A 26,914-nucleotide genomic window follows, 5' to 3' on the forward strand; every position below is an offset into this window, starting at 1 on the left:
ATCGTATTCTTGGCCTATGCGTGATGACAACGATATTCACATGGCCGACACTGCGTTTTTAAAGGGCGTCGGCTACGGTCGGCGCTATCCTTCCCTGCCCTGAAGGACGGGGCTTGCCGCGCCTTTTGGTCAACCACTGATAGGCTACTTGCCTGAATAAAGCTGGGATCGGCAGCGCAGCCTCAATGCTAGCCTAGTAAGGCTGTGTTTTTGTGCGAAGCCATGCCTGTTCCTAAGAAGAAAACTTCTAAAGCCCGCAGTCGCAGGCGCTACGCCGTCTGGCTGGGCAAAGCTAAGCTCCAGGCCCAGCGAGCCATGACCATTGGGCGCGCCATTCTCAGCGGTCGCAACACCGGTTTCTACTATCCCAAAGCTAAGTCTGAAGAGGATGAGGAAGAATAGAGGCTTGCTGCAGGGATCCCGGTGTCTGCGCGAGTGATTACACTGGACTAGAGCTGTGCTCCCCTGAAAGCGGTTTTGCTGCCCCTGTAGTCTTGCTCCTCCATAGGTTGCATGCGCTCCTTGACTTCCCTCACCTACTACCAACGGCTGGGTCTGTCTCCAGGGGCATCTCCTGAGGCCATCCGGCGGGCCTACCGGCAATTGAGCAAGCGCTACCATCCCGATACTTCTCCCCTGGCTCCGGAAGTGGCCATTCGCTGCTTCCAAGAGTTGCAGGAGGCCTACCTTGTCCTTAGCAACCCGGCGAAACGGGCCATCTACGATGCCAGCTTACGGGCGGTGACCGCCAACACGGGATCTCTGGGCATGCCGGGATCCCTTGGTGCCGATTCTCTAGAGCTGCGCATGGAAACCCGCCCACTTTCACCTGGTGAGCTTTGTGCCCTGCTGCTGATGGGATCCACCCTAGTCGTGTGTTTGCTACTGGCAGGTGTCCTCGCTTGGCTGCGAGAGAGTGGGGCAAGCTGATTCTGCGAGCATTTCCTGCCCTCTTCGGTAGGACATTGGGATCGAGTTTTCGGATTCTGGATCAGGAGTGCTTGAATGAACATAGCCCGTTGACTCTAGGGTTTGATTGCTTTTCTTGAATCTCGCCATGCCTTTGCCTCCTGCAACCACGCCCCTGTACAATCACCCGCTCCACACCATCGAACGCTGGCTGGAGGATCAGGGCTGCACCCGCGATCCGCAGGATGTGGAGCAGTGGTTTTGCGAACGGCCTGGCTGGAAAGCCATTTTGCGCCTGGAAGAAACCAGCATTTGGGTGCGATACACCTACCCAGACGGCAACACGAAAACTTTATCTTTTCCCTATTCCCTCAGCCGGCAAGACGTAGAACAGGCCATTTTTGAGAGTTAGCCGAGCCATGCGCGTTCTCCAGTTGCCTGCCCTGCGCGATAACTACATCTACCTGCTCCACAATCCCGACACTGCAACAGCAGCCGTGGTGGATCCGGCAGTGGCTGAGCCCGTGTTGGAAAAGCTGGCCGAGCTGGGGGCGGAGTTGGTGGCCATTTTCAACACCCACCACCACCACGACCACGTGGGGGGCAACCGACAGCTTTTGGAGCGCTATCCCCGTGCCAGAGTCTATGGCAGCCAGGTGGATCGGGGGCGGATCCCCGGCCAGACGGTGGAGCTCAAGGCAGGGGAAACAGTGGAGTTTGCGGGTCGGCTAGCAAAGGTGCTGTTTGTGCCCGGCCATACCCGCGGCCATATTGCCTACTACTTTTCCGAGAGTGGGGATCTCTTCTGTGGCGATACCCTGTTTGCCGGGGGATGCGGGCGGCTGTTTGAAGGCACGCCGGAGCAGATGGTGGGATCCCTGGATCAACTGCGGCAGTTGCCGGAAGCCACACGGGTGTGGTGTGCCCACGAATACACCTTGAACAATCTCAGGTTTGCCCTGACAGTGGATGGAGACAACCCCGACCTGCAGGCGCGTTATCAGCAGGTGGCTGCCCTGCGCCAATCGGGATCCCCAACAGTACCCAGCACTATGGGCGAGGAACGCCGCACCAATCCCTTCTTGCGTTGGGATCAGCCGGCTTTGCAGGCAGCCACCGGAGCTCAGGATCCGGTGCGGGTTTTTGCCCGGCTGCGCGGTATGAAGGATCAGTTCTGAAAATCGGGTTCTGACAAAAGCTCCTGGAGGTGGCCCAAAACCTGAGGGGATGGTGCTCCTCACCACTAGCACAAACGAAACCCCCGAAGAGCTGCACCGTAATCTGGTGCAGGGGCTTTTCATCAGCCCACCTCGGCCTGCCTCCTGGACACTAGAGCCAGCAGGATAGCCGCCCCCAGCCCTTGAGTGACTACCGAAAAGAGCACTAAGCCAGTCAGGGAGAAATCGTAAAGCACCCCCATCAGGGCGCTGCCCACAAACCAAGCCAATCCATAGACACTGGTAAACAGGCCAAAGGCAAAGCCCCTCGTCTCGGGAGCTACCATACCGGCCACCGCCGCCTTCATGATGGATTCTTGGGCCCCCAAACCAATCCCCCAGAGCACCATGCCCAGCACCGTCAGAGCATAGGTACCGGAAAAGGCCAGCGGCGCAAATCCAGCCGATACCGCCACCGCTCCCAGCAGGCTCCACAGCCCCACGCGGTCAAACAGCCAGCCACAGCCCAGGGCTGCTAGGGCATCCACCCCCATGGCCAGGGCATAGAGCAAAGGGATCCCTGCCCCATCGCTCCCTGACTGTTGTTGCAGATGCAGGGCAATGAGGGGAAAATCCGCAAACCCCATAGCCACACAGGCTGCTGCCAAAAGATACAGCCAGAAAACTCTGGGCAAGCCTTTTGCCGAGGTCATCTCCGGCTCCGGCTCGAAGTCTCGTGGGCTGGGATAGAGCCATTGCGCCAGCCCCAAAACCCCCAGTCCTATTGCCGCCGGGATCCCCAAGGCCAAAAACCCACCCCGGAAGCCATAGCCGACTTTCAGAACTGCCGCCACCAACAGCGGCCCCCCCACCGCCCCAATTTGATCTAGGGTCTCATGCAGGCCAAACCCCAAGCCCCGTCCCACCTGCAGGGCTGCATGAGAAAGCAACACGTCCCGCGGCGGGGTGCGGATCCCTTTGCCCGTCCGCTCGGCCAAGAGCAGCACGGCGGCCCAAGGCCAACTGCCCGCCCAGGCCAAAGCCGGGATCACCGCTGTGTTGATGACATAGCCCAAGGTGGTGAGCCGCCAGTGACCCCGACTGCGGTGCGCGGGATCCCTGCCCAGCTGGTCGCTCCAATAGCCCACCCCCAACCGCAAGCCATAGGCCAATAGCTCCCCCCCGCCGGCCACCAGGCCCACCACCGTGCCGCTGGCCCCTAGGGATCCCAAAAAAGCTCCAGAAATGCTGCGTGCCCCTTCGTAGGTGGCATCGGCGCAGAGGCTGACGATCCCCAGCAAAACAATAAAGCGCAGGGCAGAAGGGGAATCGGGCATAACCAGCTCCTTGGCAATGGGGAATCTATTTTCAGATCTGGACTATTGTTGTTGATGAGGAACATGATGGAATACTTGTACCCTATGGCAAGTAACTAGACCGTCATGCATCAGAGTTTTTACTTCCGGTAGAAAGGCTTTGATTTTTTCCGGCGTGTCGATGAAAGTTACCAAAATGGGCAGATCTGTGGAAAGCTCTAGAAGGTTACTGCTGCGAATATGACTGTTTCGACCAAAGCCAGCAATAGCTCGCACCACAGTACCACCAGCTAGCCCACGCTGACGACCTAGCTCCAGCAGAGCCAGGTAGAGAGGCTTCCCTTGCCAACGGTCTGACTCGCCGATGTAAATATCCAATTTATAAACTTCTGGTTCATCATCTAGCATACTTGTATCCCTTTTGTCTTTGGGCTGTTGCGATTGTCATGGTTACAGATTTTTCCGCTTCACATAAGGTCTACAGTGAAGTGGGATCCTTGTCAGGCAAGAGATTGGCTGGCATTGGCTGTAGTGAGTAACGCTGGAAAAACTGTATATTGCTTTGGTGAAGAGTGCTCCTTAAGATAAGAAATTCCAGGGGGTTGACTAGTGGGGATCCCGGTGCTTTTAAGAAAAAAGTTATTGCCCAAAATGACCAGTTGCTGCACCTGGCTTTTGGATGGATAGATTGCTGATTGATAGGGGTTACGTTAAACGTTATCGCCACAATCGTGCCAACAGGATCCCAATCTCCATAGCCAAGGCTCCAAATAGGCAAGAACCGAGCCAATAGACAAGCCCAGCAGCAAAGCGATGTTGCTGCCAGAGGCTAAAGGTATCCAGTTCATAGGTAGAAAAGGTGGTGTAGGAACCCAGGAATCCCACCCCGAACAGCAGGCGAATTTCCGGTGAGATCTCAGGGCGTTCCATAGCCACGGTCATGAACCAACCCATGACCACACAACCCGATAAGTTGATGATCAGGGTTCCGTAGGGAAAGCTAGGGCCAAATCGCTCCGCAAACCAGAGGGATAGATAGTAGCGACTCAGGGATCCGCCAATAGCCCCCAACGCAACCGCAAAGGGAACTCTCAAACTGGGAGAGACCAAGCCATGGTTTAGGTAAGCCCACACCGATTGCAAGCGCATCTATTCTCCTTGAACTGTGTTCCCAGAACTTCCTACGGAAAAGGTGGGATCCTTAGCTTTTTCTGCCCTCAGAGATAGGGATCCTGCTTCTCTTGAAGTCCTCTTCCTCTACCAAAATTACCGGAATCGGGCTGGTTTCCAACACCGCTTGGGAAGTGGATCCCACCAAAACCTGCTCCCAGCCGCGGTGGCCCCGCTTGCCCATGACGATGTCGGTTACCTGCCGCTCCTGAGCTAGGGTTACGATGGTCTCTGCCAAGGGCCCCGAGGCCAAGCAAAACTGGTGGCGAATGTCCGCCAAAAGACGCTGGGTGAGTTGCCGCAACAGTTCTACCCCTTTCCCCTGCGGCTCATCGGTAACATGCAACACAATCACTTCCCCATCCACCCGCCGCGCCAAATCGGCCACCTTGCGCAGCACGGCTTCGGCCAAAGGGGAGGTGTCCACCGCTGCCAAAAAGCTCACCTTGCCCTGGCTGCCTACCTTGGTGGGATCCACCTCTCCTTTTTCCAAAAGCCGGGGAGCACACACCTGGGTCAGCCAAGCACCCAGGGGGGCCGTGACCAAAATCCACAGAGCCGCCAAAGCCAAAATGATCTCCCCACCGGGGATCCCTTGGGCCAAAGGGATCCCACCAATAGCCGCCTGCACCGTCGCCTTGGCCATGTTGCCCGGTAGCAAAAACAGCCGCTCCCGCCCGTTCCAATTGCTTCCCAGAGTGGAAAGCCACCAACCCAGGCCCCGCCCCAGCAGCAGACTCAAGGTCAAGAGCAGCAAGCCCGGCCAAAACACGGATCCCAGCACCCCCAGATCCAGCGACGCTCCCAACAGCACAAACAACACGATCTCCGCCACCGTCCAGAGGGCATCGAACCCACCCCGCAGCCGCCGCGCCAAAGGGGCATCCAGCTCAATCAGAAAAAACCCCATGGCCATCACCGCCAAATAGCCGGAAAAATAGGGCCACACCTGCGGCGCCAGCACCAAGCCCAGGGCCATACAGGCAGCCAGCAGCACTTCCTGCACGCTGTTGCGAGTCCAGTTTTGTTGGGTTAGCAGCGACACCAGAACCCGCGCCCCCAGGTAGCCTACAGCCACGCCCAGCAGGATCTCCATCACCACCTGGAACGGCAGCCACTGCAGCGGCGACAGCTCCAGGCTTCCTAAGCGAACGCTCGCGGCGGATCCTTGGCCCAAAAAGCTGAGCAACAGGCTAAACCCCAACAACAGCAGTACGTCGGAAAGGGCGCTGCCGGTCAAAATAGCATCCGGGATCCCCTTGGTCACCCCCCAGCCCAGGCTTTTGAGGCGCAACATCCCCGGCACGATCACGGCTGGCGACTCCGCCCCAATCACGCAGCCCAACAGCAAACCGGTAGGCCAGTCCAACCCCAGGATCCAGGTGCTCAACAGGGCCACTGCCACCGCCTCACAGGCGGCCGGCAAAAAACCCAGCCGCAGGGCTACAGACCCTTGCTGGACCAGCTTCTCCCGATCCAGCCCCAGGCCCGCCTTCATCAAAATGATCATCACCGCCACCAGCCGCAGATCCCCTGCCGCTGCCAGCACCTCGGGAGACAAGACCTCTCCCAGCAGGATCCCTACGAGGATCATCCCCAACAGAGGGGGCATCCCCAACCGACCCACGATCTGGCCGACAAAAAAGCCCATCACCAAGATCCACAGCCAACTGCCCAGCATCAACAGATCCTCTCTCCTTGCCGTGTTGAAGGGCAACTCAGGGGGGAGAGCCTCTGGGGAGTGCGGACGCAAAGCCAAAAACTCCTACCCCCTGGATACCCCCAGAAGTGTAGGAGTCATCAGCCTCAGCTTTTGAGGTTAGAACCCTCTTCCTCTATAGAAAAATTCGAAGTGAGGCGGTTGCGGCGAACTCCATCGCCGGTTGCCGGAGGAAGGCTCAAAAGCCGACCGGCAACTGATCCCGCTTGCAGGGTATCATGCTTTCTGATACATTTACGCTGAACACTGCTGAACATCACTGTTCAACTATGCAGCGATAGCATTCTGTTTGTTTCCAACCAGAATGGCGGTATCCCGCAGAGCTTTGAGTAGAATACCCAAAGCGCAGTTTCCGTGTCGTCTTACTACCAATTTTCTGCTTTGCTTTGGCTACCATGTTGGCAGACTCGAAAGTAAACAGAAAGATCAACTGGTAGTAATCCGTAGTGAACATATTATACATTATTTTCAGTATAGTTGAGCTTATTATTGACTAGAGTCATGCTCTTCCACAACAACTAGGCGATAGGGGCAATCTGGACGGCCAATGGAGCGGTAGAAATCCCGGCAGACATTGTCGGTAAAGCGATCGCTGAGGCCGCGGGTTACCTGCTGCACCACTTGACGGGCCACTCGACAAACCAACTTGCGGGGCAAAACCTGCAAAAACTTAGGCAAAGCCAGCCCAATCTCCAGATGAAGAGCCCAGTGAACACGGGTGGTGGGCAGGTCTTTCAGGGATCCCTGCAGCTCCTCCAGCTGGAAATCGGCTTGGCAGCTGACCCGGTAAGGCATTCCTTCATCGCCGGGCAACTCAATCGAGGTCAGACAAAACCGGTAATCTTTATCCGGCCAGATCTTGACCCCAAAACTGGGCTCCAGCTCAAACCCCAGCCCGCCCATGCGGAAAAACTGCAACCTGTAAGTCTCGGCAGACAAAGCTTCCACCTGCAATGGCCTGAAGCACCGCTGGATCCACTGGGCATGGCCTCTCAGGTAACGGGCCAAGGTCTCCCGATCGGTTTCCAGATCCACTTGGCCACAGCGCGCGGCTCGTAAATCCAGGTGGGCTTTGTCCAGGGAGGGATCCCAAGAGGACGGAGAGGGATCTGCGGGAGCACCGCCTTCGGGGGACATGGCCCTTTCACTTGGCGGAACGGCGGGCTTGGAGCTGGCGATAGACATCCCTAACATCTACCTGATAGTGAGCAAGGGCCACGAGGCAGTGGTACCAGAGGTCGGCCATCTCACGGGCCAAAGCCACGCGGTCTTGATCCTTAGCCGCCATCACCACCTCAGCCGTCTCCTCGCCAAGTTTCTTCAAAATGGCATTTTCCCCCTTGGCTAGCAAGCTGCTGGTGTAGGAATCGGGACGGGGATCCGCCTGGCGGGCCTTGACCACGGCAAACACCTGCGACAGGGTATCGGCTGCCGGGATGGGATCCCTTTGCAAAGGGCGAAAGAAACAGCTCCGCGCTCCTGTGTGGCACGCTGCATCCCCCACCTGCTCCACCAGGATGACCAGGGCGTCGCCGTCGCAGTCGTAGCGGATTTGTTTGACCCACTGCACATGGCCAGAAGTTTCCCCCTTGGGCCACAACGCCTGCCGCGAGCGGCTCCAAAACCAGGTGCGGCCTGTTTCCAGGGTTTTTTGCAGCGATTCCCGGTTCATCCAGGCCATCATCAGCACTGTTCCGTCCAGGTAGTCCTGCACGATGGCCGGGATCAGGCCCTGCTCATTGTAGGTGAGGCTGCCTAACCAAGCCATCTCCTCCGGTGAAAGGGCTCTGGGGGACTGCCAAGAGAGGCCCGAGATCACAGCAGCAGCCATAAGGGTTTGGCAGAAAATCAATCGAGATTATTAGCAGGATAGCAGAGCAAGCTCTCCCAGGGGTACCTCCAAGAGCGCCCTCCAGGCCAAAGCCAGTTTCGAGAAGCCATTGAGAAGTCCTGCTGCCCAGGCCAGCAAAGCTTAACTTGGTTTTAACTTCAGTATCAGGCCAATCTGCTAAGTTTGTTACCGGTTTTCCCGCCGTGAGGTAGCTTATGCGCATCCAAGTCGAGAACCTTTGGGTTGCCTTCAAAAACAAGGTTGCCCTAAGGGAGGTTTACCTTGACCTATTTGGCGATGGAGCGCAGGTTGTGGCCTTGATCGGACCTTCGGGAGCAGGAAAGTCGACCTTTCTTAGGCTTTTGAAAGGGATGGTCAAGCTCAGCGGCGGAAAAGTTTGGGTTGATTCTCTTCCTCTCCATGAAGGCCAAAGGGATGCCCTGCAACAGCTGCGCAGGCGCACGGCCATGGTCTACCAGACCTTTCAACTCATCGGGCGCCTGACGGTTCTGGAAAACGTTCTTGTTGGGCGTCTGCCTCACATGAGTCCCATTCGGGGTCTTTTCAAGCACTTTTCTGTTCAGGATTTGGCCAAGGCGGAAAAGCTGCTGGAAGAGGTAGGGTTGCTAGAGCATGCCTGGCAAAGGGCCGACGCTCTCTCAGGGGGGCAGCAGCAGCGAGTGGGTATTGCTCGCGCCTTGATCCAGGAGCCAGCCCTGATTCTGGCCGACGAGCCCATTTCGGCTTTGGATCCTAAAAATGCAAAGGTAATTATGGAGCTGCTGCTGGGAGCGGTGCGCCGCCAGGGGATTCCGTTGCTGGTTACCCTGCACCACCTAGAAATGGTGCGCCATTACGCCGATCGAGTCGTTGCTTTCAAGGAGGGCCAGGTTTTCTTCAATGGGCCGCTTTCCGATTTTACCTCTGAAAAGGAAAAGGAGCTCTACTTTGGGGAGAAGGAAACCCACGAGGCAAGCGAAGGGTTTTCCTCAACCTTGATGGTCTAACAAGATCCACCTTCAACCGCAAGTTAACTGCAAAGGAGAAAACCTTATGCGGAGAAGAAAAATTCTGTTCCTTGCTGCCTTCCTCATGGGAATTTCCAGCTGGGTTCCAGGGCTGGCTCAGAAGCAAAACTGGCCCAAGGAGCTGGTGATTGCTGAAGTACCGGTGGAGAGTGCTGCCGATTACGAAGCTCGCTATGCTCCCTTTTTGGATTATCTCAAACAAAAACTGGGGATCCCCGTCCGCCTGTTTGTGGGCAGTGACTACACGGCGGTGATGGTCTCCCAGGCACAAGGCCAAACTCACGTAGCTTTCTACGGCCCTGGCTCCTACGTAGATGCCATTGAAAAGGCCAACGCTCCCATTGAAGCGTTCGTGAAAGAGGACTCGCTGCGCTCGGGTACCGTTTATCACTCCTTGATACTTTCCAAGAAAGGCAGTGGCATCAAAACTCTAGAAGACGCCAAGGGCAAAGATTTTGCTTTCGTCGACCCAGAGAGCACCTCTGGCTTCAAGGTGCCCATGGCCCACTTCTGTCTTGAGGCCAAAATCAAGCCCAAGGAGTATTTCAAGCGGGTGGTTTTTGCTGGCAACCACGAGTCGGTCATCTTGGGGATAGCTCAGGGAACCATTCCCGTTGGTGTAACCTGGGATACCGGGATCAGCCTTGCCACCAACAAGGGGCAGATCAAAGGCATAGAGGACTTTGAGGTCATCTGGAGATCGGATCCCATTCCTTCCTCTCCCTGGGCCTACCGTAAAGATCTGCCAGAGGATCTCAAGGAGGCCTTGCGCACGGTCTATCTGGAGTACGAAAACACGCCGGAGGGTCAGAAATGGCTGGAGGCTCGTGGGCTGAAGGGCTTTGAGCCGGCTAGCGACGCAGATTACGATCCCTTCCGCAAGGTCAACGATGCTCTTAAGAAACCTGAGTGCCAACTCTAGGAGACTTCCCCCCCTGCCAGCAGAGCTTAAGCGCAGGGAGCTGAGCACGGTTGTGCTGTATGGGGGGGTTTTTCTCGCTCTCTTGCTGACGGCGGAGCCTGCCGAGATCTCGCCAGGAAAGTTGTTAGCTGGCTTGGGGAGGAGTGCGGCCTTCTTGGCTCGCTTCTTTCCTCCCAGCTTTTACTTCTTGCCCAACTTCCTTTACTCCCTGTTGCAAACCCTGATGATGGCCCTCTGGGGCACCTTCCTGGCCACTTTTCTCACGGTTCCCTTGGCCTTCCTGGGATCCAGAAATGTCATGCGTTCCCCTGCGGTTTACCTGCTTGTGCGCGGGCTCATGGATGTCCTCAGGGGGCTCAATGAACTGGTCTTGGCATTGGTTTTTGTGGCCGCAATTGGCCTAGGACCCTTGCCAGGGATCCTAGCTTTGACCCTGCACACGGCGGGTGTGGCAGGCAAGCTCCTCTCAGAGGCCATCGAGACAGTAGATATGAAGCAGGTGGAGGCGGTAGAGGCTACAGGTTCCCACCCTCTCCTGGTTATCGCCTATGGCTTCTGGCCACAAGTGGCTCCTGCCTTTTACTCCAGTACTCTCTACCTTTTTGAGGCTAACGTGCGCTCGGCAACGGTCTTGGGCTTGGTGGGGGCAGGGGGCATTGGGTTTGATTTGATGCAGACCATACGAGCCTTTCGCTTTCAAGATGCGGCCACGGTCGTTCTCCTGATTCTGCTGGCTGTATTTACGATTGACAAAGTTTCGGCGCGGATCCGCCAGACCTTGATTTAGGAGGCTGGGATGCAGCCCCTTGAGATGCTAGAGCTGTTGCAGGAGGCCCCCGAGAAGGAGGTGCTGGCTTTGGCGCGGGAGGTCAGGCCTGCTCTGGGATCCAGCCAAAAGCTCAGGGAAGGGGCAGGGCTGCTGGCGCTCCCCTTTGAGGACTCCCGCACGGGGACGCCCTTCTACGTGGGAGAAGTGCTGGTCTACGAGGTCTGGCTGCGCTTTCCAAAAAAGGGAGTAGAAGGATACGGGATGGTGCTGGGGGAAAAGCCGCGTCTGGCGCGCGCCCTGGCCTACCTAGACGCCGCTCTGCAGGCGGGAATTGCTGTGGAGAAGATCCAGGCTTTGGCGCTAGCGGCCCAGAAGGATCTTCAAGAAGAAGACGAGCGCCTCTGGCGCAAGGTAGCTGCAACTCGCCTGGAGGTGGAGACTCTGTGAGCCTGGGGATGTCCAAAGCCTACGGCCCCACACCGGGACTGGCAGAAAAGCAAAGCCAGCAGGTCTTCCGGGCGTTGGTTAGGGCGTTGAGCTACCCTGGCCGTCTGGAGAGCTTTCCCGCTCGCTCCCTTCGCCAAGCCTTTCGCCTCATTGGGCTGACGCTGGTGGACGGCAATGTAGGGGTTTGGGCGCCAAGCTGGCTGCTGTTGGATTTGCGTGGGCAGGATCCCCGGCCCGTGGCTTTGGAGGCTGCTGACTTTGTCTTTGCCGAGCAGCTGGAGAGTTTGCCCGCTGGCCCAGACAGCCTTTTGGCTCTCAAAAGAGGCACCCACCTTGAGCCTGAAGCGGGAGCGACCCTTATCCTGGGGGCCCCCTTGGGCCAGGGATCCCCTGTATTGCTCAGAGGGCCCGGCATAGCTGGGGAGATCCAGTTGGCTGTAGGCTTGCCCTCTGCGTTTTGGCAGCTGCGCTCCCAGATCCTGGCCTACCCGCTGGGAGTGGACATCCTGCTAACTGACGGCCCCCAAGTGGTAGGCTTACCCCGAAGCGTGGAGGTGGGTGGATGGGCTATGTCGTAGCGCGGGGCAGCCAAGAGGCCATTCTCAATGCCGAGGCCCTTTTTCGCGAGCTGTTGTCAGCGGCAGAAGCCAAAAGCAGGCGAGGCCGGACAAAGCAGCTGGCTGGGCTGCCCTATCTCCTGGATCATGTGATGGCAGAGGCGGGGCTGTGGGCTCCGGAGCTGGCGGCCACTGCCCTTGTGCAGACAGGGGGGGACCTCTACGAGGCCCTGCTGCTTCTGAGAGCACACCGGACTACTCTCCCCCGCCTAGGGAAAGCCCAGCTGCAGAAAAAGGAAGATCTCCTGCTGGTGCGTCGGCTTTCCTCGGCTTTCAAGAGCATTCCCGGCGGCCAGGTCTTGGGGCCCACCCTAGACTACAGCCTGCGTCTTTTGGGCTTTTCTGAAAGCCCCCCGCTAGAGCCGGCGGCCGTGGCTGCTGCCCAGCACTATCCTTCTGTGCGCAGCTGGCTGAGGGAGCAAGGTCTGCTGGAAGAAGATCCCACGGCAGAGCAGCAAGCCAGTAGCCCTGCTCCAGGGGAAGAGATTCCCGACTTGACGCGGCAGCCACTGCTGTTTCCAGCGCCGCGGGCCCACCGCCTGCAAGCTTTGGCCAGGGGAGATACGGGGGGACTTCTGGCTCTGGCCTACAGCGCCATGCGCGCCTACAACGTCCACACCCACCCAACGGTTGCCGAGTTGGGCGTGGGCTATCTCGAGGTACGCGCCTTTCATCCTGTGCGGGGGGGAAGCTTTCGCCTGGGGCGGATCCGCCTGGTCTTTACTGAGGTGGTGGGACACGGAGAAAAAGGATACCGCTTGGGCTTTGCCGCTAGCCTGGGTTGGAACGAGGGGCGGGCCATCGCTGGCGCCATGCTGGATTTGGAAATGGATCGCCCCAGCCATCCGGCTCGCAGCGAGGAGTTTGTCCTGGTGCATACGGATCCCGTGGAGGCCTCCGGCTTTGCCCTCCACTACAAGCTACCCCACTACGTAACCTTTCTCAGCAACTGGATGAGCCACTTCCAAAAGGAGGCCTCCCTTGAAACCCAAGCATAGCTATGCCTACCTGGATCCGGAGGCCAAGCGAGAAATTCGGCGCAAGGTTCTCAAGGCCCTGGCCATACCGGGCCATCAAGTTCCCTTTGCTAGCCGGGAAATGCCGCTGGCTCGCGGCTGGGGCACAGGGGGATTGCAGCTTACGCTCAGCCTGGTGGGGCCGCAGGACGTGGTGAAGGTCATTGACCAGGGGGCCGATGACTCTGTCAATGCCGCCAACTTGCGCCGCTTCATTGCCCAGGTCAGCGGCGCTCGAACAACCACCGACACGCTGGAGGCCACCCTCATCCAAAGCCGCCACCGCATCCCCGAGGAGCGGCTCCAAGAAGGTCAAATCCTAATCCTGCAAGTTCCCATCCCTGAGCCTCTGCGCTATGTGGAGCCCTCTGACGCCAGGGCGCGGGAGCTACATGCTCTGGGCGACTATAGCCTGCTGTGGGTGGATCTTTTTGAGGAGCACCTACGCCACGGCCAGAGCCGCAAGGGAGCGGCCTACCCAGTTCTGGTCCATGGGCGCTATGGGATGGATCCCAGCCCTCTGCCCCGCTGGGATCTGCCCAAGCTGCATCTGGCAGCCCATATCACCCTCTTTGGGGCCGGGCGGGAGAAGCGGCTCTATGCCGTCCCTCCCTACACCCGGGTGGAGCCCTTGGCCTTTGTGGATCGGCCCTTCCAGCCGGAGCCCATTTTGGGATCCTGCCGTCGCAGCGGTTGCCGCCACGTCTTCCTCAACGCCATTCCCCAAGAAGATGGCAGCTTGGCCTATGAAATCTCCGACCAGGGCTATATGGAAAAGCTGCTGGCCGGGAAAACGAGCGGTCCTCTATTTGTGGAGAAAGAGCATGGCTGAGGAGACCCCCCTTCTGGAGCTGGTCAAGGTTTGCAAAGCCTACGGGGATCGCTGGGCGCTTAAGAACGTCAGCCTCAAGCTCTATCCCCAAGAGGTGCTGGGGGTGGTGGGAGCTTCCGGCAGTGGCAAGACTACTCTTCTGAAGATCCTTTACCTTCAGGAGACAGCCCAGGGGGAGTATCGGCTAAACGTGCCGGGTTGGGAGGGACGTAACCTGCTGTTGCTCTCTCGCTACGAGCAGCCTGCGGCGCGGCACTACCTGGCCATGGTCTATCAGGATGCCGCCCAGGCCCTGCGCATGGGCTTTGCGGCCCTGACTAATGTTGCGGAGCCCCTTGTCCTTAGAGGAGAACGGCGGTTTGGAGTGCTGGAAGCGGAGGCGCAGGAGGCTTTGGAGCGAGCCGATTTTCCTTTAGAGCGAGCCGGGGATCCCCCAGCTTCTCTTTCGGGAGGAGAGCGCCAGCGGGTACAGATTGCCAAAGCTTTAGTCCAAAAGCCTCTGGCTGTTCTTTTGGACGAGCCCACCACCGGTTTGGATTTGCTGGTGCAGGCCACCTTTCTGGATACTCTGCGCCGCCTCAAGCGGCAGTTGGGGATGAGCCTCATCCTAGTAAGCCACGATCTCTCGGTCGTGAGGGCTGTGGCGGATCGAATTGTGGTGTTGTACCAGGGGGAGGTAGTGGAGGAGGGATTGGCCGACCAAGTGCTGGAGGATCCTCGCCACCCCTTTACCCAGGATCTGGTTGCCGCAAGACTTTAGGAAGGGCAAGGTGTTGCAGGTCGTTAACTTAGAAAAGCGGTTCTTTCTTCACCGACTGGGGCGAGAGGTTCTGGCCTTCCAGCAGGTGAGCTTTTCCCTGCAAGCCGGAGAGTTTTTGCTGCTGGAGGGCCCCAACGGCTCTGGCAAGTCTTCTCTACTGCGAACCCTCTACCGCAGCTATTGGCCTACGGCAGGACAAGCCCTCCTGCAGACCCCTCTGGGAACGGTGGATCTGGCCCGCTTAGGGGATCGCGAGGTGTTAGCAATCCGCCGCGAGCGCATCGGCTACGTCAGCCAGTTTCTGGATCCCAGGCCCCGCACCACGGCCTTGGAGCTGGTTGCGGAGCCCTTGCTGTGGCAGGGAGTAGCGGAAAACCAAGCGCGACATCGAGCAGCAGAGCTGCTCCTGGAGCTGGGTCTGAAGCCAGAGTTGCTGGAGACTTTTCCAACCAGCTTCTCGGGGGGCGAGAAACAGAAAGTCAACTTGGCTCGCTCTCTCATCCACCCCTATCCGCTGCTGCTTCTGGACGAGCCCACCGCCAGCTTGGATACTGCAGCCAAGTTGGCCTTGCGAGAACGCCTACGAGCCTTGAAGCAGCAGGGAACAGCTATCATTGGCGTTTTTCACTCCTTAGACGATGTGTCGGGTTTGGTTGACAAAACCTATTCCCTGGAGGTGAGGGCAAATGTGGCTAGCAGGGCCTAAGCTAGTTCTCCCCGATGGTGTCCTCCCGGTGGGATCCCTGCGGCTGGAGGGGGAGCGGATTGCCGAGATTCGGCAGGGGCAAGTGGGGGAAGGGATCCCTTTGCGAGGACTTACCCTGGTGCCCGGCGTAGTCGACCTCCATACCGATAGCCTGGAGCCCGAGCTGGAGCCGCGCCCAGGGGTACAGCTGGCGGTGGACATGGCCTTGGGGATTTGGGAAAACCGAGCTTTGGCGGCGGGGATTACCACTGCCTTTGTAACTCTGTCCTTTTGGGAAGGCCTGCCTGGCTGGCGCAGCCCAGAAACGGCCTTGGCTATGGCAGAGCAGTTGGTGGCGCTGCGTTCCCAGCTGGCTCTGGACTTGAGGATCCACGCTCGCTATGAACTCTCGCGCCCCTTGGGAGCAGCAGCTGTTCGCCAAGCTCTCAGCCAAGGCTGGGTGGATCTCCTTTCCTTCATGGACCACACCCCCGGCCAAGGCCAATTCCGGACGCCGGAGGACTACATCCGCTACATGGCTCGCCAGCTGGCCCGGCCTTCCGAGGAGGTTGCCGCTAGTTTGGCGGCCAAGGCGGGGGAGGAGACCTTGCAGAGCTTTGCCCAATTGGCTCAGCAAGCGCAAGCTTTGGGGGTACCTTTGGCTTCCCACGACGACGACTGCCCCGCCAAGGTTCAGTTAATGGCCAAGATGGGCCTGAAAATTAGCGAGTTTCCGGTTACCCTAGCAGCAGCTTTGGAAGCGCGGAAGCTGGGCCTGCTGGTGGTCATGGGGGCTCCCAATGCCCTGAGGGGATCCTCCCATGTCGGCAATCTCTCCGCTTCGGAGGCTCTACAAGTAGGAGCCCTAGGCGCCTTGGCCACTGACTACTCCCCCGCTTCAGCCTTGAGGGCTGCCTTTGCCTTGGCGGAGAAGCAGCTGCTGGATCTGCCCCAAGCCATAGCTTTGGTCACTCACAACCCTGCCCAGGCGGTTGGTCTGCAGGATCGGGGAGCCCTTCGCCCAGGCCTAAGAGCCGATCTAGTGGTGCTGCGGGAGAAACCCTTCCAGGTTATGGGTGTATTCGTTGCCGGCAGGCCCGTCTTTCTCAGAGATAGCCTCTGTTGGAGGGGGGTCTTCTAGGCTTCCCGCCAAGGCCTAGGTTGGAAGGCGAAGACAAGACTTAGTCCTGCCCGAAGGCAACCCTGGGCAGCAGTTTCCGGGTTGGCTTGCGCTCCAGGGATAGGGCAGGCCGTTCTAAGCGCGTATCCACCAGTACCGAGGGAGAGGCCAAGTTAACGCGCTCCAGCAGACGCCGCAGCAGTTGAGCATCGAGGATGTCCACCCCTTGGCGGGCTGTCGCCGTTCCGGCCACCAGGGGGGTAGGGGTGGCTGGAAGGGGGGATCCCATCTCACTGCGCTCAGGTGCAGCCAGCACCAATTCCGCCATTGCCTGGGCCAGCTCTTGACCATACACCCCATCAGGGCCAGAGGGGAGCAGATCCAGCCGTCCCTGCTGAGCAGCCAGGTGGCTCAACCCCAGTTGCACCGCCACTACCGCCGGGCCCCGATCCCCCTGCCTCAAAGTGCGCTGGCCGGCCAGAATGCTCTTCAGTTGGGCCCTGGCTGCCTCTTGGTCGCTAGCCGGCAAAAGTTGCACCAGCCCTTCCAGCTGATCTCCCTCAGAGCCAGCCTTGGCCTCGGGAAGGGGATCCTCCCGCCAAAGGCGAGTCAGGTCGTAGAGCAAGATGGCATGGGGCACAGGGCGGCTGGGCTGGTTGGGGCCGGCATGGCCAGTAGCGAGGATCTCCCCTTGGTAGACCAGCGAGGTGCTAAAGCCAGAGTCCAGCAGCACGGCTTCTCGGATCCCGGTTTTGGGCAGCAGACTGGCCAGGATGGCGGCGTTGACGTGGGTTTTGGTAACTCCGATCACCACCCGCTCCTGGTCATCTACCCCAAAGAAAGCTCTGGGGCGAAACTCAGCAGCGCTGGCAAGGCGGAACGAGTTGATCTCCGCCGGAGAGAGGGCATGGCCATCCTTAACCAGCCATAGACCGGCCACAAACAGATCCGTGACATCCGGCATCAACTGGCGGATGTTCTCCAAGTGGGTCATGGTGTCGGGATCAAAGGGCACAAAGCGGAGGCGATCCCTGCCCAGCAGCACCAGCGGCCGGCCGCGGATTGCCTGGTCATCTTCGGGACGACCGGGGATGAAGGTCTTGTGGTTGGCAGCCATCGCCGGCCCCACCATGACGTTGCTGGCGGAGTTGATCCAGGGGATGGAGAAGAAGCTGCCGTTAATGCCAGCATCGGCCTGGTAGCGCTGGACCAACGTCCTGACTTCGTAGCGCCGTTCTGCGTGCACTGTGGCTGCCCGTCCGCCGCGGATGGTGAGCACCCGCACCCCGTCAATGATCTCGTCGGTCAGAGCCAGAGGCTGCGTCACATCCAGCCAGTAGTCGAGGCTGCGGCTGAGGCTAAAGGTGCGGGCGCCAAGAATGGCCTCGGTGAGGCGAAACTGGTTAAAGCGCCGCACCTCCAGCAGGTTGGGCGATTGTCCTGTAAAGCCAGGATCCATCGTAAAAGCCATCCAGTAACCCGCCTCGGCCAGGTATTGCTTTACCCGCTCATCCCGATTGCTCTCCGGATAGGCGAAGTAGTGGATGGGGTGGCCCAGCTCCTGCTCCAGCTTGGTCTTGCAGTCGAACACTTCCCGCCGCAGACGGGCATCGTCTAGCACCCGCAGGTCAGGGGGATGGGTGACGGTGTGGGCGGCAAAGTCGATCAGCCCGCTGGCATCCATCTCCCGCATTTGATCCCAGGTGAAGTGATCCTTGCTGGTGGGCACGCCGACAAAGCCGGTTTGCACAAAGTAGGTGGCGGGGTAGTTGTACTCCTTCAAAAGGGGGTAGGCGTTCTCGTACAGGCCCAGGTAGGCGTCGTCAAAAGTGAGCAAAATGGCTTTTTCGGGCAAGGGATCCCCGTCCCGCAGGTGTTTGTACAGTTGGTCGATGTGGATGGGGGTCAACCCCGCCTGCTTGATGGCCTCAAAGTGTTGCCGCAGCTCCGCCGCCGTAGTGTCGAACCAGACCTGCTTGCGGCCAGCCACCACATCGTGATACATGATGGCGGGCACATAAGAAAGGCTGGCCAAGGGATCCAAAGCAAAGGGATCCCGCTCCAGTTGGGTCTCTAAGGAGATGGGCAAGCGCTGTTGAGCCGCTTTAGCGTGGGCGCGGGGGGCAGGGATCTCCGCTAGAGGTGGCGAGAGCCCCGGCAGGCGGCTGACCCAGTCGGGATGAGCAGTTGCCCAGGCCACCAGGGCCCCAGCCCCAAATCCCAGCAGGATCACCAGCAAGCTTAAGAAGGGGAGTAACCTCGGTCGAGACTTGGCCAGCGGACGTCGAGAGGAAGAGGAAAAGCTTTGTCGTGGAGTGGGCGAGGGGTACGGCTGGGATCCCCTTGCTGACCCAAAGCCTGCATGGCCTTGGGGCATCGACCCTCCCAAGCGCGTCGGCTGTCGTCGAGATGTCATGGCCTCACTCCCCACTCCCAATTGCAAAAGCTCAGCCCTTGCCGGAACGCCTTTTCCTACCCAAAGCCCACCCCCAGGACAGCAGGAAAAGGCAGCCTTCCAGGCAACGGCAAAACCAACGCCAGCCTACCACCCCATCCTCAGGTTGGGGATAGGGGAGAAATCGCCGCATGCTTTCTACAGGGATCCCTCGTTGAAATTGTTTGAACCAGAACGGCCTGGACGGGTGGCCTGAAAGAACCCAGAACCTCCCAGGAAGCCGCCCGCTACTCAAGGGTGCTTAGCAGATTGGACTCGGCAATGCTGACGATCTTGCCTCCCATTTGGGTGATCCGTTTCACTTCTTGGGAAAGGCGGCTGAAGGGCACTTTGTACTCGACAACACTTCTGCGCACACCTCCTCCCACGAGGCCGGATACCTTGATGGCGAAGATTTTATCGCTATTGGGCAGCCCTCCTTCTGAGCTGCTGGCCTGAGCAACCTCTGGTTCTGGAGCCGATGCCACCTGAGGCGCCGTGGCGACGCTCTCCCGCTCCAGGAGTAGCCGCCAGCTGCGGGGATAGGCAGGCGCCAAACGATAGACCACCTTATAGGAGCCGGCTATGTGGTCATCCTCGGCCTCCACCTTCACCACAGTTCCCGCTGGAATGTCCAGCTTGGCCCCCTTAGACATGACTTTAATTCCCGGCCAATTGGTGGGCACATCCGTCAGCAGCTCGACCTCAAAGGCTTGATCCCCCAACAACAACTTGGCCATCTCAACAACTCCGTTTTGCTCAGCACTCAGTGGCGAGAGAGCCGCTCACAGCCACAGCTTTACCGTCAGACATTCTACCGCTGCCAGGTGCCCACCAGAAGCTTCCCGCTGGCATGGGTCAGCTGACGTCCTCCCTTCAACGAATTGAGGGAGATCACTGATGTCCTCCCATTCTAGAATTGGGGTGTTGTAGATTTGTTAAGCAGCTGTAGATTTATTGCGGAGGTAGAGGGAGTGCCATGAACCTGTTGAGCTTGGCCTTGCCGGATCTGTCGGCAGCTTCGGATGGGTTAGCCGCCACCTTGCAGCCCGTAGCCCAGTTTTTTGCCGGCCTTAACTTGCCCCAACCCATTGTGCAATGGGGTCACCCCTTGATGATGGGGATCGTGGTGGTGGTGATGGGCAGCTTTGTCGGCCTGACTGGGTGGCGAGGACGGGCCTTGCGTCTGGCAGCCGCCTCCACAGCGCCAGAGGGATCCCTGCCGGAAGCGGCCCAGAAGCCTCTGCTTGACCACCGCAAATTGGCCCCCTGGATGGCCACCTTCATTGCCTTGGGCTACACTGGCGGCCTTCTTTCTCTGGTGATGCAAGGGAAGCCCCTGTTGAGCAGCCCCCATTTTTGGACGGGATCCCTGGTGTTGCTGTTGTTGGCGGTGAATGGAGCTTTGTCCCTCAGCGGCTTTGGGGGCAACCGCGCTGCTTTGCGCACCACCCATGCCTATGTGGGCAGCCTCATTCTATGTGTACTGTTTGCCCATGCCCTGCTTGGGCTCAAGCTGGGTTTGTCGTTGTGAGTGGCAGTAGGCTTCCCTCTGCCTGGGCAGGAACTAGCGATAAGGCTGCAGGGATTGCAGCAGGTGGAGCACGGTGAAAATGCCGATACCCAGCAGGACGACGGATCCCACCAGGTAGCTGCTGGCATTGGAGCGCTGCTCTTCCAAGAGGGCTTCAGGGGATTTGGGGGCAATCATAAACCTTTCCCCAGAAAGGGGTTTTCGGATCACGGGATCCCCTGCCTCAAAACGCACCTGCCCCATGGTAAACGCCATCGCATCCACCGGAATCACCCATTCCTTATAGATAAAAGCTCGGGTGGAGCGATTTTCTGTTCTCACTCCGGAAAGGTAGCGCTTGAGATTGAAGTTGAACCGGCTGGGCCCTTTTCCTGGAAAAATATGCTCATCCACAACCGACATAGCCTCTATCTCCGCACCTGTGGGATCCACCCTCACCCTTCCAGTTTCGTCTTCGATGAAAAAAGGGATCTGGCGAACCACCGAGTGAAGGGTTTCGTCTCTCGTTCTCGTCTCTCTTTCAAGGAGATATTCCCGACCTGTGCTCGGATCGTAATACACGTTGGCGTAGTGTTTTTGGGGAGAGCTTACTTCGGAAAACGGCGATTTTTGAGGATAGCCTGGAGAGCCAAGCTGCTGGGGGTAGTCGGGGTAACCAGGCTTTTTCTGGAAAGAACCGGAACCGGGGTAGCCAGGGTTGGGCTTTTGTGGAAAAGAATTAGAGTAGTCGGGATCAACCCTTTTCTGAAAAGAACCGGAGTCAGAGTAGCCCAAGCCGGGCTTTTTCCCGACCATCTCCCCCGGATAGGATTTTGCTCGGGATCCCAAGCGTAGAGCGTTCTGATATTCGCCTTCGCTGATCCGTTCGCTATACGCTACATCGCCTTGGCTATTCAAATACCTTCGATAGCATTCGATCTCGTCATACTCCCAAGAGATCTCAGACTTGTAGTAGACGCAAGGCTGTCGCGAAAGTTCCGATACCAAAGGCCGATCGCACACAACCCTGCCGTAAACTTGAGCCAAGTTTGCTCCTTTTGCCTGGGGGTTGGTCTGACCGAGATGGCGAAGCTCGGCTATCTTGAGCAACCGAGTTGCAGAGAGCTGTTGAACCAACCTTTGGGAGCGCAAATACTCAACAAACGAAAACAGAGAGGCAGGAAGACAAAGCAGACCAAGCAGCATCAGCCAGTTCATAAAGGCCTTCCTTTCCGGGGGTGGGAGTGAAGTTGGCCTCATGCTAGCAGTTACCTGTGAAACAGGATTTAAGAGAAGTTTAAGGCAATCCCGAATGCGGGCAGTTCCAAACTTTACCAAGAAGCTAGGCCTGAAGCCCCGCCCTTCCAGGACGGCTTTTGCCCTGTTAGACCTGCGATAAGATACACCCACGCTGGTCAGAGAAGCCAAACTCCTCAACGCCACTCCAGCGCAGTACCAAGCCTTGGATGACAGAGTACACCGGCCAGGTGGTGGGGCTGGATGTGGGCGACAGCAGTGGGCAAGCTGTGCCGTGTCTCCAGTTTTTGCGTCGTGCCGAAAGGAGATTGAAGCAACAGCAAAGAAGACTGAGCAGAAAGTTAGGCCCACGGCCCGCTGGCGTGAATAGGAAGGGGGTAAAACCTCAATACAGCAACTACCACAAGTAGAGGAAGCGGCTTGGCGAGGTACACTTCAACCAAATCAAAGTCTGGCGCCAGCGTAGAGACCGGGTTATTGAGCTAGCCCAGTGTGTGGGAATGTCTCACGACATTGTGGTTTATGAGGACTTGCAGGTGCAGAACTTGGTGAGAAATCACCACTTGGCCAAGTCTTTCACGCTAGCGGCGCGGAGCGCTTGGGGGAACGACTGGGGAGATAGGCACCGCCGTCGTGGAGGGGAAACCTGATACAGCTAAGTGCTGTCGCAGAACCAGGAACCAGAATCCTTGCTCTTTGGGGCGGGGGGCATGTCAATCGCGCAACACGTAGCCTACCCCGCGCACCGTCTGGATAAGGCGCTTCTCCCCTGGGCCTTCGATCTTGAGGCGCAAGTAGCGAATATAGACCTCGATGATATTGGAGTCGCCCGTGAAGTCGCAGCCCCACACATGCTCTAGGATCTGTTGGCGGGTGAGCACCTGACGGGGGTGTTCCATCAAGTAGCGCAACAGGTCGTATTCTTTGGCCGTCAGCTCCACCTGTCGCTCTCCCCGGGTTACCTCCCGCGTTACGGGATCCAGGGTCAGATCCATGAACACCAACTGGCCGTCGCGGGATCGCCTTGGCTGCCGCAAATAGATCCGTATCCGAGACAGCAGCTCCTGAATGCTGAAAGGCTTGACCACGTAATCATCCGCCCCAGCGTCCAAGCTTGCTGCCCGATCCGCCACCTCATCTCTGGCGGTCATCAACACCACCGGCACGCGGTTGCCCGTTGAGCGCAGTCGCCGACAAATTTCCAAACCTGAGATGCCGGGCAACATCCAGTCCAACAGCACCAAGTCGGGGTTTTGGTCGCAGGCTGCCCTCAACCCGGCCATGCCATCGCTGGCTACGCTGACTCGATATCCCTCACAGGTCAGCTCCGTTTCCACAAAACGAGCCAGCTTAGCTTCATCTTCGATCACCAGGATGTGGGCAGAAGTGGGTTCAGGCTCTGGCATACGCTCTCTTGCTGAATCCAAGGAAGACGCCGAAAAACTTGCTCATTGCCCCCAAGCATATCTCAACCGTATGGATTGGCAGTCGAGATGACTGAATCCGTCCTAGCCTGCAACAGCCTTGTGGAATTGCCTGGGGTTGATATCAGCAAGTGCTTTGAGTTATTCAAAAGGCATTCATGTACCTTATCACCATGAGTATCCTAAGCCATGACCCTCTCTCCTGTTCGGCTCACCCCGCCCCTACCTCCCATTCGATGGGAAAAACTGCCGGAAGACTTTCCCTTGCCGGATGAGCCTGTGGAAAGCACCTTACAGCCCCTTTTGGCTGCTGCTCTGCGTGAGGCATTGGAACTCGCTCAGATGATCCCTGCCCAGGCTTTGATCGCCTCCAACTTTGGCCTTTGCAGCACTGTCGGGGACAAGGTGGTGGTGAAAGCCCCCGACTGGGTTTATGTGCCCGCAGTACAGCCGATTCCCGAAGGAGAGATCCGCCGCAGCTATACCCCACACCTAGAAGGGAATCCCCCGGCGATTGTGATGGAATTCATCTCCGAAACCGAGGGCGGCGAGTACTCCATCAATCCCCACTATCCCTATGGAAAATGGTATTTCTACGAGCGCATTTTGCAGGTGCCTGTCTATGTAATCTTTCATCCCAAAACCGGTGAGCTGGATGTCTACCGCCTGGAGAATGGCCGCTATACCCCTGTATCGGCGGATGAAAACCGTCGCTACTGGATCCCGGAGATTGGCTTGTTTTTGGGGGTGTGGCGGGGACAAAAAGCCGAGACCAAAGCCAACTGGTTGCGGTGGTGGACTGCCGATGGGAATTTGCTCCTATGGGGAATCGAACAGGTAGAGCAGGAGCGGCAGCGGGCCGAACAGGAGCGGCAGCGGGCTGAGGCGGCAGAAGCAGCCCTCGAACAGGCCCGTCTGGAACAGCAGCGCCTAGCCGCGAAATTGCGGGAGTTGGGCGTGGATCCCGAGGCAATAGCCGATTGAGGGCTCTCCTAGTAGGTGCGCCCGCGCCAAGAGCGGGGCCGGCTGAGGGCAGATAGGATTATCCGCAGAACGGCCAAGGGATCCGCCAGAGGCGACATCCAGAACGTCCAAGGGGGATCCTGATAGGAGCCGCGAATGCCCAGCAGTACACCTAAGCGCAGAATCAGTAAGCCTAGGTTAAGCCCCAGCAGCACCTGCTCCGTCAGGGAAAAGGGAAACCCCATCCCGGCTTTGCCCAACAGCCCTACAACCACCGGCCCAGGGATCCCTTGGGTGAGGACGAGGAGAGCTATATCCCCCCACAACTGGGCCACAGGGGTGGCATCTTTCAAATCGAGGGATCGGCCCCACTCTCGCCAAGTTTCGCCAAAAGAAGTGTACATGCGCACCTTGAGCAGGTGCCGACCGTCGTAAAAAGCTACTTTAAAGCCGGCTGCCGCAATCTGCCGCACCAAGGTGACATCGTCACAGAAGGAGGCCCGCGCCACTGTGTAGCCATTCATCGCTTCCAGCACCGACCGGCGCACTAGCATACATTGCCCATTGGCCATCGTCCGTTCTGGCAGGGTAGCCCTGTCTCCGGCTGCCCCGTAGCGGTAGATCAGGGTCACCAAAAGAGCCGGCTGCAGCCAGCTTTCCCCCCAGTGCTGCAGGATAAACTGCGGTGCCAGGGTGATCAGATCCAGACCTTGGGCCTGGGCAGTTTCCAGCAGGCGCTCCACCAAGCCTGGCTGGGGGCGGGTATCGGCGTCGATGCCCAGGATCCACTCAGAGGCCGGATCCGACTGGAGAAATCCGTAGTGCAAAGCCCAGGGGCGGCCCACCCATCCGCCGGGGAGGGGATCGTCGGTCAGCAGGCGAAAGCGGGGATCCCGCTTGGCCATCTGCAGCACTTTTTCGGGGGTGCCATCTTGAGAGCGGCTGTCCACCACCAGCACCTCCCGCAGGACGGAGCTCTGTTGGTGCAATCCTTCCAGGCAGGGATCGATGCGTTCCGCTTCGTTGAGAGTAGGCAGCAACACGCTGACCAAGCCCGGCTGCAAAGGGATCCCAGGCTGACCGGGAGGCAGAGGGGAAGGGCGCCGCAAAGAGGGCAGCAGCCGCGCCAGCAGCACCGCCAGCATCGGCACTTGCATAACCAATAGGCTCAGGGCGGCAGCATCTCCAGCCCAGGCAGGGATCCCGTTCATGCCAGTTCTAACCTGTAAGGGAAAAGTGTCCAAGAATGCTTGCAAGAGAAGCCCAGGGAGGACAAACTCATACTCATGGTGATTTAGCAATTCAAAATCAGTCTGGTTGCATCGTGCCTGTGCCCATCCCCCCTCAAACCTGACGGGCTTTTCATGGATGTCTTCATCCGGCTCAGCCACAAGGGATCCCCTGTTACGGTTGTGAAATTGCACAGTGAAAGGCTCAACGCCGCGATTGCCCGCGAGGTACGGAAAGAGCTAAGCCAAATTCTCACCGAGAAACCGGGGCATTTCTTGTTGGATCTTAGTCAGGTTAGCCTGATCGACAGCGTGGGGTTGTCGGTTCTGGTTTGGGCGCATCGCCATTGCCGCACTTTAGGCTATCAACTCAAGTTCTGCGGCCTGCAGGAGCAAGTCAAGCTGCTCTTCTCCATCACCGGCTTGGATACCATTTACGAAATCTACCCCTCTGTAGAAAAGGCGCTTGAGTCTTTTCCGTAGCTCTCCCTATCGGGTCAACTGAGAACCGTCAGGGATCAGCTTCTCAACACCTGGATTAGCCTAACGGTTGAAAACCTGCTCAGGGGGAGGGGTTGCTGTTTTGGTTCTCGACCGTCTGGGGCCGGTTCACCTGAGCATAAATCTCTGCTTGCTGCTGGATTTGCTCCCGGACTTGGGGTGGGGCCAACCGGGCTGCTTGCTCAAACAGCTCAGGCGCTTTTGCCCGTAGGTTTTCATCGGTGGCGGAGCTGAGGGCTATGGCTTTGCCCAACACGGGGGTGAAATCACTGGGATCCGCCGCAATCAACTTGTCGTAGAGGACTACAGCTTTCTCAGTCTGGTTGTTGCGGGCGTAGACAAAGGCCAAGCGCAAACGTACATCATTATCTTCCGGCACTTCTTCAAGATGCTTCTCCAGCAGGGCAATGGCCTCAGAGGTGCGGCCCAGGGTTAGCTGCACATCCACCAACTGCTGCAGCACCTGGCCATCTTTGGGATCCCCCTCGTAAAGGATCTGGAGCTGTTCTAATGCCCCTTCAAAATCCCCCGTATCCTGCTGGATTTCGGCCAAAAAGGCTCTCAGTTGCCGATTTTCGGGCTCCAGTTCCACCAGCTTCTTCAGCGGCTCGATTGCCCCTTGCGGCTCGTTCAATTGCAGTTGGGTGTCGATCAACCCCCGCAGGGCAATGGGGTTATCCGGCTCCCGCTCCAGCACGACGCGATAGCCGTCTGCCTGGGCCCGCAGTTGCTCGGTTACCCGGCTGGCCTCTGGAGATTCGGAAGGCCCGAGGGCCTGGAATAGCGGGCCAAAGGAGAAGCCCAAGAAAGTTACCGTGCCCACCACCAGCAGCAAAATGTTGAGGAGCTTGCGGGCTGGGGATTCTTGGGGTTTGGACTGAGGCATAAAGGGCTCGCGCAGAAGACTCCTCTGTACTCTATCATCGGCGCCGGGGCAGGCTGTGGGGTGAGGTTACCCAATACCCAAAACTTTTGAAAACAGCATCCAAGGGGAGGGCAATGCCGTACTGAATTTAGGTAGTGCTGAATCTTTTTGCCACCCCTCACTCCCTCTTAACCATGCGGATCACCAAATTTTCGGGCTGGAGGCCCGCACCATAGCCGCAGGCTTGGTGTCGGGAGGAAAGCCCTCCTCCATATAGGTTTGCTGGTCAAAAGCCTGGATGAACTACAATAAGCCCATGAGCCAGACTATCTCGGTACGTTGCAAGCTGATAGTCCCACAAGAGTTGCGTCAAGAAATTGACCGCACTTTGCAGGGCTTTGCGAATGCTTGCAACCAGATTCTCGACAC

At 58.2% G+C, this 26,914-nt stretch carries 30 protein-coding genes, 2 pseudogenes and 1 riboswitch; of the genes and pseudogenes, 19 read left to right on the forward strand and 13 right to left on the reverse strand.

Annotation, left to right across the window (positions count from 1 at the left end; translation table 11 throughout):
• Positions 1–222: 222 nt before the first annotated feature.
• The 4 genes from ACVWYY_RS12420 to gloB all read left to right on the forward strand — a co-directional run bounded on the left by ACVWYY_RS12420 (position 223) and on the right by gloB (position 2,087).
• The gene (locus ACVWYY_RS12420; RefSeq protein ID WP_011431820.1) at positions 223–402 is read left to right on the forward strand and encodes a 50S ribosomal protein L32; all 180 of its coding nucleotides are present in this window, start codon (positions 223–225) and stop codon (positions 400–402) included.
• Between the two features lie 111 nt (positions 403–513).
• Complete coding sequence (locus ACVWYY_RS12425; protein WP_414330358.1) at positions 514–930, forward strand: J domain-containing protein; 417 nt, start codon at positions 514–516, stop codon at positions 928–930.
• 127 nt (positions 931–1,057) lie between these two features.
• Positions 1,058–1,321, forward strand: coding sequence for a DUF3143 domain-containing protein (locus tag ACVWYY_RS12430; RefSeq protein WP_011431822.1), 264 nt, complete (start codon positions 1,058–1,060; stop codon positions 1,319–1,321).
• A 7-nt stretch (positions 1,322–1,328) separates the two neighbouring features.
• Positions 1,329–2,087 (forward strand): hydroxyacylglutathione hydrolase, encoded by a 759-nt coding sequence (gene gloB / locus ACVWYY_RS12435; protein ID WP_414522627.1) that lies wholly within the window; start codon positions 1,329–1,331, stop codon positions 2,085–2,087.
• Between the two features lie 122 nt (positions 2,088–2,209).
• On the opposite strand, the gene ACVWYY_RS12440 is transcribed toward gloB, so the two are convergent.
• The 7 genes and pseudogenes from ACVWYY_RS12440 to hisIE form a co-directional block, all read right to left on the reverse strand.
• Positions 2,210–3,403, reverse strand: coding sequence for an MFS transporter (locus ACVWYY_RS12440; RefSeq protein WP_457403878.1), 1,194 nt, complete (start codon positions 3,401–3,403; stop codon positions 2,210–2,212).
• A 42-nt stretch (positions 3,404–3,445) separates the two neighbouring features.
• Positions 3,446–3,790 carry a DUF190 domain-containing protein gene (locus ACVWYY_RS12445; RefSeq protein ID WP_011431825.1) on the reverse strand — a complete coding sequence of 115 codons (345 nt, stop codon included), beginning with the start codon at positions 3,788–3,790 and terminating at the stop codon, positions 3,446–3,448.
• Between the two features lie 309 nt (positions 3,791–4,099).
• Positions 4,100–4,531 (reverse strand): fluoride efflux transporter CrcB, encoded by a 432-nt coding sequence (crcB, locus tag ACVWYY_RS12450; RefSeq protein WP_457384683.1) that lies wholly within the window; start codon positions 4,529–4,531, stop codon positions 4,100–4,102.
• Positions 4,532–4,583: 52 nt separating this feature from the next.
• Positions 4,584–6,233 carry a cation:proton antiporter domain-containing protein gene (locus ACVWYY_RS12455; protein ID WP_457440727.1) on the reverse strand — a complete coding sequence of 550 codons (1,650 nt, stop codon included), beginning with the start codon at positions 6,231–6,233 and terminating at the stop codon, positions 4,584–4,586.
• 103 nt (positions 6,234–6,336) lie between these two features.
• A riboswitch (Fluoride riboswitch) is annotated at positions 6,337–6,442 on the reverse strand.
• Positions 6,443–6,539: 97 nt separating this feature from the next.
• Positions 6,540–6,723, reverse strand: a pseudogene (locus ACVWYY_RS12460) (hypothetical protein); the annotation flags it as partial.
• Between the two features lie 35 nt (positions 6,724–6,758).
• Positions 6,759–7,409, reverse strand: coding sequence for a DUF1997 domain-containing protein (locus tag ACVWYY_RS12465; protein ID WP_457440719.1), 651 nt, complete (start codon positions 7,407–7,409; stop codon positions 6,759–6,761).
• A 7-nt stretch (positions 7,410–7,416) separates the two neighbouring features.
• Entirely contained in the window at positions 7,417–8,040 is a 624-nt protein-coding gene (gene hisIE, locus ACVWYY_RS12470) for a bifunctional phosphoribosyl-AMP cyclohydrolase/phosphoribosyl-ATP diphosphatase HisIE (RefSeq protein ID WP_457410625.1), read from the reverse strand.
• 278 nt (positions 8,041–8,318) lie between these two features.
• Between hisIE and ACVWYY_RS12475 the strand changes: the two genes are divergently transcribed.
• Genes ACVWYY_RS12475 through ACVWYY_RS12520 form a run of 10 tightly spaced genes read left to right on the forward strand, consistent with a single transcriptional unit; the run spans position 8,319 to position 16,320 of the window.
• Positions 8,319–9,110, forward strand: a complete 792-nt coding sequence (locus tag ACVWYY_RS12475; RefSeq protein ID WP_457403876.1) for a phosphonate ABC transporter ATP-binding protein — start codon at positions 8,319–8,321, stop codon at positions 9,108–9,110.
• Between the two features lie 46 nt (positions 9,111–9,156).
• Entirely contained in the window at positions 9,157–10,053 is an 897-nt protein-coding gene (gene phnD, locus ACVWYY_RS12480; RefSeq protein ID WP_457440721.1) for a phosphonate ABC transporter substrate-binding protein, read from the forward strand.
• Entirely contained in the window at positions 10,022–10,840 is an 819-nt protein-coding gene (gene phnE, locus ACVWYY_RS12485; protein WP_457403872.1) for a phosphonate ABC transporter, permease protein PhnE, read from the forward strand. The genes phnD and phnE overlap by 32 nt, the downstream gene beginning before the upstream one ends.
• Positions 10,841–10,849: 9 nt before the next feature.
• A complete protein-coding gene (gene phnG, locus ACVWYY_RS12490) occupies positions 10,850–11,269 on the forward strand; it encodes a phosphonate C-P lyase system protein PhnG (RefSeq protein ID WP_011431834.1) in 420 nt (139 codons plus the stop codon).
• Positions 11,266–11,847 (forward strand): phosphonate C-P lyase system protein PhnH, encoded by a 582-nt coding sequence (gene phnH, locus ACVWYY_RS12495; protein WP_457440723.1) that lies wholly within the window; start codon positions 11,266–11,268, stop codon positions 11,845–11,847. Before phnG ends, phnH begins: the two co-directional genes overlap by 4 nt.
• A complete protein-coding gene (locus ACVWYY_RS12500) occupies positions 11,832–12,884 on the forward strand; it encodes a carbon-phosphorus lyase complex subunit PhnI (RefSeq protein ID WP_011431836.1) in 1,053 nt (350 codons plus the stop codon). Before phnH ends, ACVWYY_RS12500 begins: the two co-directional genes overlap by 16 nt.
• The gene (locus ACVWYY_RS12505) at positions 12,868–13,734 is read left to right on the forward strand and encodes an alpha-D-ribose 1-methylphosphonate 5-phosphate C-P-lyase PhnJ (protein WP_414401843.1); all 867 of its coding nucleotides are present in this window, start codon (positions 12,868–12,870) and stop codon (positions 13,732–13,734) included. The genes ACVWYY_RS12500 and ACVWYY_RS12505 overlap by 17 nt, the downstream gene beginning before the upstream one ends.
• A complete protein-coding gene (locus ACVWYY_RS12510) occupies positions 13,727–14,494 on the forward strand; it encodes an ATP-binding cassette domain-containing protein (RefSeq protein WP_011431838.1) in 768 nt (255 codons plus the stop codon). The genes ACVWYY_RS12505 and ACVWYY_RS12510 overlap by 8 nt, the downstream gene beginning before the upstream one ends.
• A 10-nt stretch (positions 14,495–14,504) precedes the next feature.
• Complete coding sequence (locus ACVWYY_RS12515) at positions 14,505–15,200, forward strand: ATP-binding cassette domain-containing protein (protein ID WP_011431839.1); 696 nt, start codon at positions 14,505–14,507, stop codon at positions 15,198–15,200.
• Positions 15,181–16,320 (forward strand): alpha-D-ribose 1-methylphosphonate 5-triphosphate diphosphatase, encoded by a 1,140-nt coding sequence (locus ACVWYY_RS12520; RefSeq protein ID WP_414342139.1) that lies wholly within the window; start codon positions 15,181–15,183, stop codon positions 16,318–16,320. The genes ACVWYY_RS12515 and ACVWYY_RS12520 overlap by 20 nt, the downstream gene beginning before the upstream one ends.
• Before the next feature lie 40 nt (positions 16,321–16,360).
• On the opposite strand, the gene ACVWYY_RS12525 is transcribed toward ACVWYY_RS12520, so the two are convergent.
• Together ACVWYY_RS12525 and ACVWYY_RS12530 are read right to left on the reverse strand one after the other, a co-directional pair.
• Positions 16,361–18,715 carry a polysaccharide deacetylase family protein gene (locus ACVWYY_RS12525; protein WP_457440725.1) on the reverse strand — a complete coding sequence of 785 codons (2,355 nt, stop codon included), beginning with the start codon at positions 18,713–18,715 and terminating at the stop codon, positions 16,361–16,363.
• 266 nt (positions 18,716–18,981) lie between these two features.
• Complete coding sequence (locus tag ACVWYY_RS12530; RefSeq protein ID WP_071818135.1) at positions 18,982–19,473, reverse strand: phycobilisome linker polypeptide; 492 nt, start codon at positions 19,471–19,473, stop codon at positions 18,982–18,984.
• A gap of 239 nt (positions 19,474–19,712) precedes the next feature.
• On the opposite strand from ACVWYY_RS12530, the gene ACVWYY_RS12535 reads away from it, so the two are divergent.
• Positions 19,713–20,267: a DUF4079 domain-containing protein gene (locus tag ACVWYY_RS12535; RefSeq protein ID WP_011431843.1), complete on the forward strand. Its 555-nt coding sequence runs from the start codon at positions 19,713–19,715 to the stop codon at positions 20,265–20,267.
• Between the two features lie 33 nt (positions 20,268–20,300).
• Here the strand turns inward: ACVWYY_RS12535 and ACVWYY_RS12540 are convergent, their stop codons facing one another.
• Positions 20,301–21,506 carry an E3 ubiquitin ligase family protein gene (locus ACVWYY_RS12540; RefSeq protein WP_414416699.1) on the reverse strand — a complete coding sequence of 402 codons (1,206 nt, stop codon included), beginning with the start codon at positions 21,504–21,506 and terminating at the stop codon, positions 20,301–20,303.
• Positions 21,507–22,003: 497 nt separating this feature from the next.
• On the opposite strand from ACVWYY_RS12540, the gene ACVWYY_RS12545 reads away from it, so the two are divergent.
• Positions 22,004–22,153: a hypothetical protein gene (locus tag ACVWYY_RS12545; protein WP_187147255.1), complete on the forward strand. Its 150-nt coding sequence runs from the start codon at positions 22,004–22,006 to the stop codon at positions 22,151–22,153.
• 63 nt (positions 22,154–22,216) lie between these two features.
• Here the strand turns inward: ACVWYY_RS12545 and ACVWYY_RS12550 are convergent, their stop codons facing one another.
• Positions 22,217–22,909 carry a response regulator transcription factor gene (locus tag ACVWYY_RS12550; RefSeq protein ID WP_457403868.1) on the reverse strand — a complete coding sequence of 231 codons (693 nt, stop codon included), beginning with the start codon at positions 22,907–22,909 and terminating at the stop codon, positions 22,217–22,219.
• 207 nt (positions 22,910–23,116) lie between these two features.
• Between ACVWYY_RS12550 and ACVWYY_RS12555 the strand changes: the two genes are divergently transcribed.
• Positions 23,117–23,911, forward strand: coding sequence for a Uma2 family endonuclease (locus ACVWYY_RS12555; protein WP_457388095.1), 795 nt, complete (start codon positions 23,117–23,119; stop codon positions 23,909–23,911).
• Between the two features lie 8 nt (positions 23,912–23,919).
• Here ACVWYY_RS12555 and ACVWYY_RS12560 read toward each other — a convergent pair whose 3' ends face one another.
• Positions 23,920–25,101 carry a glycosyltransferase family 2 protein gene (locus ACVWYY_RS12560; protein WP_457403866.1) on the reverse strand — a complete coding sequence of 394 codons (1,182 nt, stop codon included), beginning with the start codon at positions 25,099–25,101 and terminating at the stop codon, positions 23,920–23,922.
• A 153-nt stretch (positions 25,102–25,254) separates the two neighbouring features.
• Between ACVWYY_RS12560 and ACVWYY_RS12565 the strand changes: the two genes are divergently transcribed.
• Entirely contained in the window at positions 25,255–25,602 is a 348-nt protein-coding gene (locus ACVWYY_RS12565; protein WP_457403865.1) for an STAS domain-containing protein, read from the forward strand.
• 79 nt (positions 25,603–25,681) lie between these two features.
• On the opposite strand, the gene ACVWYY_RS12570 is transcribed toward ACVWYY_RS12565, so the two are convergent.
• Positions 25,682–26,506: a tetratricopeptide repeat protein gene (locus tag ACVWYY_RS12570; protein ID WP_457403864.1), complete on the reverse strand. Its 825-nt coding sequence runs from the start codon at positions 26,504–26,506 to the stop codon at positions 25,682–25,684.
• 295 nt (positions 26,507–26,801) lie between these two features.
• Here ACVWYY_RS12570 and ACVWYY_RS12575 point away from each other — a divergent pair.
• Positions 26,802–26,914 (forward strand): annotated as a pseudogene (locus ACVWYY_RS12575) (RNA-guided endonuclease TnpB family protein); the annotation flags it as partial.

This window comes from Thermostichus sp. MS-CIW-34, assembly GCF_054060435.1.